The following is a 6631-nucleotide window of genomic DNA, read 5'->3' as shown; positions in this document are numbered from 1 at the left end:
CTCCGTCGTCGGCAGCGTCAGATGTGTATCAGAGACAGCCTCCCCCACCGCCGCCAGCCAGGAAGAAGCCAAGTCCCAAACTCCCCCACGCGGACGCGGTGACCGGTTAACGGCGTCCTTATGGGGGTGCGCCTACGGTGTGGTGTTCATGCGGCTGGAGAACGTCGCCTTTCGTTACCGGCGGAGGGACCCCTGGGTGCTCAGGGATGTCACCCTGGCCCTCTCCGCGGGAAGCGTCACCGAAGTGACCGGCCACAACGGTGCCGGGAAATCGACGCTGCTCCGTGTGATCGCCGGATTGCGGAGGCCGCGTGGGGGCGTCGTCATGGAGCGGCCGGCGCGAGTCGGGTACGCGCCCGAGCGTTTCCCTGTGGACCAGCCGTTCAGTGTGCGCGGGTACCTGGGGCACATGGCCGCCATCCGCGGGGTGCCGGAGGACGCGGTCAGTGCGTGGTCGGAGCGGCTCCGCTTCGACCACCTCCTCGATGTGCGGCTCTCCGAACTGTCGAAGGGCAGCGCCCAGAAGGTCGGGCTCGCGCAGGCCCTCATGGGCGACCCGCAACTCCTGGTCCTGGACGAACCCTTCGCGGGCCTGGACGCGGTCACTCGCGATGAACTCCCCGCGCTGATCTCCGAACTCGCCGCCGGCGGCACCACCGTGGTCGTCAGCGACCACCAGCGCTGCATCGAGACCCTGCCCGGCATCGACCGGCTGCGGGTGGCCGACGCATCGGTGACCCGCCTCGCCGGCGAGACCAACGAGAGCGACAAGACCGGCGAGAGCGGCAAGATCGGCGAGAGCGACGAGTGGACCGTCCTCGAGGTGGAAGTGCCCGAAGACGAGGCCGACACCGTGGAGACCAAGCTGCGCGCGGACGGCTATCGAGTGCGGAGGCCCGAAAGGTGATCGCGCTCGTCCGGTTCCAGGTCGCGGGCTACGTCCGTTCGCTGCGCGTCCTGCACCCCCTCATCCTCGTGTTCCTCTTCGTGGCGCTTGTCCTCTTCCAGGGACCGAGCGGGCCCGATGCCGCCGACCTCGCCGCCATGACCTTCGCGGACGTGGCGGCCGTCATGTTCCCCGTGTGGGCCTGGGCTGCGCGCGCGTTGCTCGACACCGCGCCCGACGAACAGCGGGCCCTGACGGCGACCGCCGTCCGCCGCCCGTCCATCCCCGTCTGGGCGGGGCTCCTCGCCGCCTACGGCGTGAACCTCTGCCTGGGCGCCGTCGCCTTGGCCGTCCCTCTCCTGCACGCCGTCCAAGCCGGCTCTCCCGGCTCGGCCGTCTTGATGGGTCTCGGGCTGAACGTCCTTGTCGCCGTCCCGGGGACTCTGCTCGGTGCCTGCACGAGCCGCGCCCTCATCCCCGACCCGGGTGTCTCGCTGCTCACGCTCCTCGGCGGCGCCGTCGCGATTCTCCTCCTCGGCATCGGCCCGCTGGCCTGGCTCTCCGTCCCGATGATCGAATGGTTGCGCGCGGCCCATGACGGCCCTGACACCTTCATTTCCGACTTCCCCGCCATAGCCCTGCACCTACTCATCTGGTCTCTGGTCGTCGGCCTCTTCTACCTCACGGTTGCCCGCCGCACCGCAGCCACGTAGAGCGTTTAGCTCCGGGTGGCACTTCACCACGCACAGCAAGCGCAACGCTCCTCGCGGCGCGGGCGAAGACGCCTGCCCTCCGGTTGACGGTGGCCCGTCGACCCCCGCCCGACGATGAAGAACCCGGAGAAGCCGGGCGGCCCACGCAGCCACATGGGCAGTCCCCCTGTGCGACTCACTCAGTAACCGCACCCGTCCCTAACAGCGCCATAGCGAACCCAACCCTCACACCGCTGTTTGTGGATGCCTTCCGGTCGGTGTTGCCTGAGGAGGCTGTTTCGGCGGGGGCGGTCTTGGTTTGGGTGCCTCAGGCGGCTTGAAGGCTCAGCCAGGTTTCCTCCAGAGGGGTGTTCTGGCGGTTGCAGAAGTAGACGCGGCCCGGGTCGCCCCAGTACCAGCCAAGGCGAGGGTCGGAGTCGAGCTGGAGCAGGAGCTGCCACTCCTCTACGGTGCGCTGCTCATCAGGCGTGAGCGCCGGGGACTGGAGGGACGTCAAAGTGCGGCCCGTCGAGGCGTACAGGCAGTCGGGGCCCAGGGGGCGTTGGACGAGGGCGGGCCATCCCCCGAGTTGGTGTGCCGGCGTGTCGTCCGGCCATGTGTGGCGCGTCCACGCGGCGTGGAGTTGCACGTACACGGGCAGCACCCCGCTGTAGATGTTCTCCAGGCGCTGGACGGCGGGCTCCTGGGGTGAGGGCAGGGAGAGGAACGGGGTGGCGTTCAGGGTGATCTTGGGGGGCGTGGTCGTCTTGGGCGGTGGCGTCGCCTCTCGGAGGGTGCCGGTGAAGACGCGCCAGCCGTCCCGGTGGGCGGGCTCGTTGCCCCAGGGGCGCGGGATCTCGGTGGCGTAGTAGAACGCGGTCGTGCCGGTGGCGGGAATGCCGGGGATCTTGCCGAAGCCCGCGAGGTCGGCGAAATCGATCGCGCCGAGGAAGTCGAGGGGGCGGCCGTTCCACTCCGGCCACGTCTCCCCCGGCGGGAGGAGCGGCGCGCCGCCGAGGTGGACGGGCACCCCGTCGCCGGCGCCGAGTCGCAGCGCCGGCTTGGCCAGCGGCAGCAGGACGGCCGTGATCTCCGGTGAGAGGAAGGCTTCGAGGAGGAGGCGGAGCCGGCGGAAATGCGCGATGAGATCGTCCATGCACGTAGCGTGACGCGGGCGGGGCGGGGTGCGCAGCATCCGCCGAAATTGTGGATAACTTCGGTCAGCGTTCCAGGGCGGAGGCGAGCTGCACCAGGAAGCGGTCGACCTCCTGCTCGTCGTAACCGGGCCCCAGCCGGACGACCCGGAAGGCGCATTCCCGTACATCGCGGGCGCTCACCGGCGGGGCGGACCCGCGCAGGCCGGCGACGACGCGGTCCAGGAAGGCGTCCACGTCCCGAACGTCGTAGCCGGTGCGCAGGCCGGCGCTGGAGAACCGGGCGTTCTGGATCCAGTTGATCAGCCAGGACGGCTGCGCGCGCGGGCGCCCGGGGCGTTCCGCGATCGGTCCCCGAGCCTGGAGCTCCCTGATGCACTCGCGCAGCAGTTCGTCCACCGCGCGGTGGTCGTAACCGCGCAGGACGACGTCGAAGCGCGTCGCGCGCACCTCCTCCACGGAGACCGGAGGCCCGCCGTCCAGCGCCTGCGCGACCCGCCGCAGCAGGGTGTCGACCTGGTGCCGGTCATAGCCGCGCATGACCACCGGCAATCGCGCGCTCGTCCTCACCGGTACCGTGCTCCTCACCCCGCGCGCGGGACGCGAGGGGCACGCCCGCGGCGCGCTCAGTCCCTGGTCGACGCGGCGAGCTGGCCGCAGGCCCCGTCGATCTCCCTGCCCCGAGTGTCGCGCACCGTGACCGGGACCCCGTGGGCCTCCAGGCGGCGGACGAACTCGCGCTCGTCCTCGGGCCGGGAGGCGGTCCACTTGGAACCCGGCGTCGGATTCAACGGGATCAGATTGACGTGAACGAGATTCCCGCGCAAGAGCCTGCCGAGAAGGTCCGCCCGCCACGCCTGGTCGTTGACGTCCTTGATGAGGGCGTACTCGATCGACACGCGGCGCCCGCTGCGGTCGGCATAGGCCCATGCCGCGTCCAGGACCTCGGACACCTTCCAGCGGTTGTTGATGGGGACGAGGTCGTCCCTCAGCTCGTCGTCAGGCGCGTGCAAGGACACCGCCAGCCGGACGGACATGTCCTCGGCGGCGAGCTTCTCGATCGCCGGAACGAGCCCGACCGTGGAGACGGTCACCGAACGCTGGGAGATGCCCAGGCCGGCGGGTGCCGGATCTGTGATCCGGCGTACCGCGCCAATGACCGCCTTGTAGTTGGCCAAGGGCTCGCCCATGCCCATGAAGACGATGTTGGAGACCCGACCGGGCCCACCGGGGATGCGCCCGCGCGCGAGTGCGCGCGCGCCGGCGGCGACCTGCTCGACTATCTCGGCGGTGGAGAGGTTGCGTGTCAGTCCCGCCTGCCCGGTCGCACAGAAGGGGCAGTTCATGCCACAACCTGCCTGGGACGAGACGCACATCGTGGCCCGGTCCGGGTAGCGCATCAGCACCGACTCGAACAGGACGCCGTCGAAGGCCTTCCAGACCGTCTTGAGGGTCGTCCCACCGTCGCAGTCCAGTTCGCGGACGGGGGTCAGCAGCGAGGGCAGAAGCTCGGAGACCAGGCGTTCGCGGACGGCGGCCGGCAGATCCGTCATCTCGGCGGGGTCGTCCACCAGGCGGGTGAAGTAGTGCCGTGACAGCTGGTCCGCGCGGAACGGCTTCTCCCCCAGCTCGGTGACCGCTTCGCGGCGCTCCGCGCTGGTGAGGTCGGCGAGGTGCCTCGGCGGCTTGCCGCGCCTGGGCGCGGCGAAGACGAGCTTCGCCGGGGTCTTCTTGGGCGCGGCACCGGTCGTGGCGGGCTGGGTCGTAGACATGGTCCTCCCAGTGTCGCAAACACCGGCCTGTGCATCGTCCGTCCACGGGCGGCGCCCCGACGCGTAAGACGACATTCCTGCACATGACCTTGTGTAGGACTAAGGTCTCGATCATGTCGGTTTTGCGTAGGGGCGGTGTCTCGTCCCGTGGGTCCGCGGCCAAGCTCGTCCACGCCGCGGCGAGCCCGTACGGCAGTCGGCGGCTCGTCGTCGAGACCGACGGCGACGTCACCGCGGCCTATCTGAAGGACGCGCGCGACTCCGTGGTCGGGGCCACTTGGGTCGCGAACCACCGCAAGGCCCCTCAGGAACTGGACCAGTCCCGCCTGGACACGGGAGACCCGCCCCTCCTGCCGGAATCCCACGTGCGCCACCCGTCCGGACGCAAGGCGCTGGACGGCGATTCCCTGGAGGTCGTGTGGTTCGAGGAGGGCGACGGTGTCGCCGTCCTCGAGGCGGGCGATCCGCTGTTCGTGATCCCCGGATGGTCGGACATGGGGCGCGGCATCCCCGGATACGCGCGCGACGCGGCGCGCCAGAGCCCCTTCGCGTTCCCGCTGGACGAGGAGATCGAGGACTTCGGGCCGCGCATCGAGCAGGCGCGCGAGCACTGGAAGCGGTGCCGCGCCGACGGTTCCTGGGCGGAGTTCCAGCAGTCGATACTCGGCCACTTGCTGCAACGTCTCGGCCCAAGTGGCCACTACTGGCACGACGTAGGACGGCAACTGGCGGGCGGCAGGGCGGCGGCCTACCCGACCGTAGGCGTTTCGGAGCGTCCGGCAAGGAGCGACCGGGACTTCACCGTCCTGAGCACCGTCGGGATGAGCCGCCAGCGCATGCCCACGGTCGAACTGTACGAAGACGACGTCGCCCCCTATGGGCGGATCGAACTCGCCGTCGCCAGCACACTGCCCAGCCAGAAGGCCGGCAGCATCTTCCCCTGGCTGGCCCAGTACCCATGGCGGTCGGTGACCTGGTTCGCCCCAGGGGACGTCGTGAAGTGGTACCACGAGGCCCGCACGTTCCCGCTGAGCAGTGGCGAGTCGTCCTGGGAGGGCGTCCTGCTCCTGGACGACCCGACCCGTTTGGCCGGCCCTGCAGCCCCCGGGATGACCGGCCTCACGCTCAACGGCGACGCCGTCCGGTGGCTGTGGCTCGTACCCATCACCGGTGAGGACCACCGCTACGCGAAGAGCGAGGGCTCGGACGCGCTCATACGGCGCCTAGCGCACCAGGGCCGTTCCTGGGTCATCTCCTAGCTCGGCAGGAACAGCTCCAAGAGAAGCCACACAACGGGGGCCGTCGCGACCAGCGAGTCGAGGCGGTCCATCACCCCGCCGTGGCCGGGAAGGAGCGTTCCCATGTCCTTGATGCCGAGGTCCCGCTTGATCATCGACTCGACGAGGTCGCCGGCGGTCGCGGTGACCACGGCGGCGAGCCCGATGAGCACGCCCTGCCACACCTGGCCGCCGTCCAGCAGCCACCAGACCAGCCACCCGCCGACCGCCATGCAGGTGATCGCCGAACCGGTGACGCCCTCCCAGGTCTTCTTGGGGCTGATCGTGGGGGCCAGCTTGTGCTTGCCGAGGAAGGACCCGGCGAAGTAGCCGCCGATGTCGCTGGCGACGGTCGTGGCGATGAAGACGACGATGCGGTGGTCGCCGTCGTCCGGGCGCATGAGCAGGGCGACGATGCCGCCCATCAGCACCAGGTAGCCGGCCACGAGCGACCCTGCGGCGACGTCGCGCACGTACCCGTCGGCGCCTTCGGTCATCCGCGTCATCAGCAGGGCCAGCACCGTGAGGGACACTGCCGCCACAGCGGCCGTGGGGCCCCACACGTACGCGACGACCGGAGTACCGACCATTCCGGTCGCGACCGGAATGAACGGGACACGGATGTCGCGGCTCTTGAGCGCCTCGGTCAGCTCCCGCATGCCGAGGAAGAGGAACACGACCATCACGCCAAGGAAGATCTCCTTGACGGTGTAGAGCGACAGCAGAACGAGCGAGCCCAGGCCGACGCCGACGCCGATGGCGAGTGGCAGGTTGCGGCCGGTCTTGCTCTCCCGCTTGCCCCCAGGGGGCTCGGAGGGCGTCCCAGAGGAGATCCCAGCGGGTGCATCGG

General features: G+C 70.0%; 7 protein-coding genes. 3 read left to right on the top strand and 4 right to left on the bottom strand.

Features of this window, described 5'->3' with window-relative positions; all coding sequences use genetic code 11:
• Positions 1–148 precede the first annotated feature (148 nt).
• Positions 149–907: an ATP-binding cassette domain-containing protein gene (locus tag ETD96_RS38815; RefSeq protein WP_138641482.1), complete on the top strand. Its 759-nt coding sequence runs from the start codon at positions 149–151 to the stop codon at positions 905–907.
• Positions 904–1599, top strand: a complete 696-nt coding sequence (locus tag ETD96_RS38810) for a hypothetical protein (RefSeq protein WP_138641481.1) — start codon at positions 904–906, stop codon at positions 1597–1599. The genes ETD96_RS38815 and ETD96_RS38810 overlap by 4 nt, the downstream gene beginning before the upstream one ends.
• A gap of 307 nt (positions 1600–1906) precedes the next feature.
• Here ETD96_RS38810 and ETD96_RS38805 read toward each other — a convergent pair whose 3' ends face one another.
• The 3 genes from ETD96_RS38805 to rlmN all read right to left on the bottom strand — a co-directional run bounded on the left by ETD96_RS38805 (position 1907) and on the right by rlmN (position 4504).
• Complete coding sequence (locus ETD96_RS38805; RefSeq protein WP_171069446.1) at positions 1907–2734, bottom strand: DUF1963 domain-containing protein; 828 nt, start codon at positions 2732–2734, stop codon at positions 1907–1909.
• A 64-nt stretch (positions 2735–2798) separates the two neighbouring features.
• Positions 2799–3302, bottom strand: coding sequence for a DivIVA domain-containing protein (locus ETD96_RS38800; RefSeq protein WP_138641479.1), 504 nt, complete (start codon positions 3300–3302; stop codon positions 2799–2801).
• 56 nt (positions 3303–3358) lie between these two features.
• Positions 3359–4504, bottom strand: coding sequence for a dual-specificity RNA methyltransferase RlmN (gene rlmN, locus ETD96_RS38795; RefSeq protein WP_138641478.1), 1146 nt, complete (start codon positions 4502–4504; stop codon positions 3359–3361).
• Between the two features lie 113 nt (positions 4505–4617).
• On the opposite strand from rlmN, the gene ETD96_RS38790 reads away from it, so the two are divergent.
• Positions 4618–5763 carry a suppressor of fused domain protein gene (locus ETD96_RS38790; protein ID WP_138641477.1) on the top strand — a complete coding sequence of 382 codons (1146 nt, stop codon included), beginning with the start codon at positions 4618–4620 and terminating at the stop codon, positions 5761–5763.
• Here ETD96_RS38790 and ETD96_RS38785 read toward each other — a convergent pair.
• Complete coding sequence (locus ETD96_RS38785) at positions 5760–6614, bottom strand: phosphatidate cytidylyltransferase (protein WP_138641483.1); 855 nt, start codon at positions 6612–6614, stop codon at positions 5760–5762. The genes ETD96_RS38790 and ETD96_RS38785 overlap by 4 nt on opposite strands.
• Positions 6615–6631: the final 17 nt, after the last annotated feature.

Source organism: Actinomadura geliboluensis, from assembly GCF_005889745.1.
GTDB classification, from domain to species: domain Bacteria; phylum Actinomycetota; class Actinomycetes; order Streptosporangiales; family Streptosporangiaceae; genus Spirillospora; species Spirillospora geliboluensis.
Note: the sequence above shows the minus strand (reverse complement) of the source record. Positions and strands in the feature narration are given on the sequence as shown.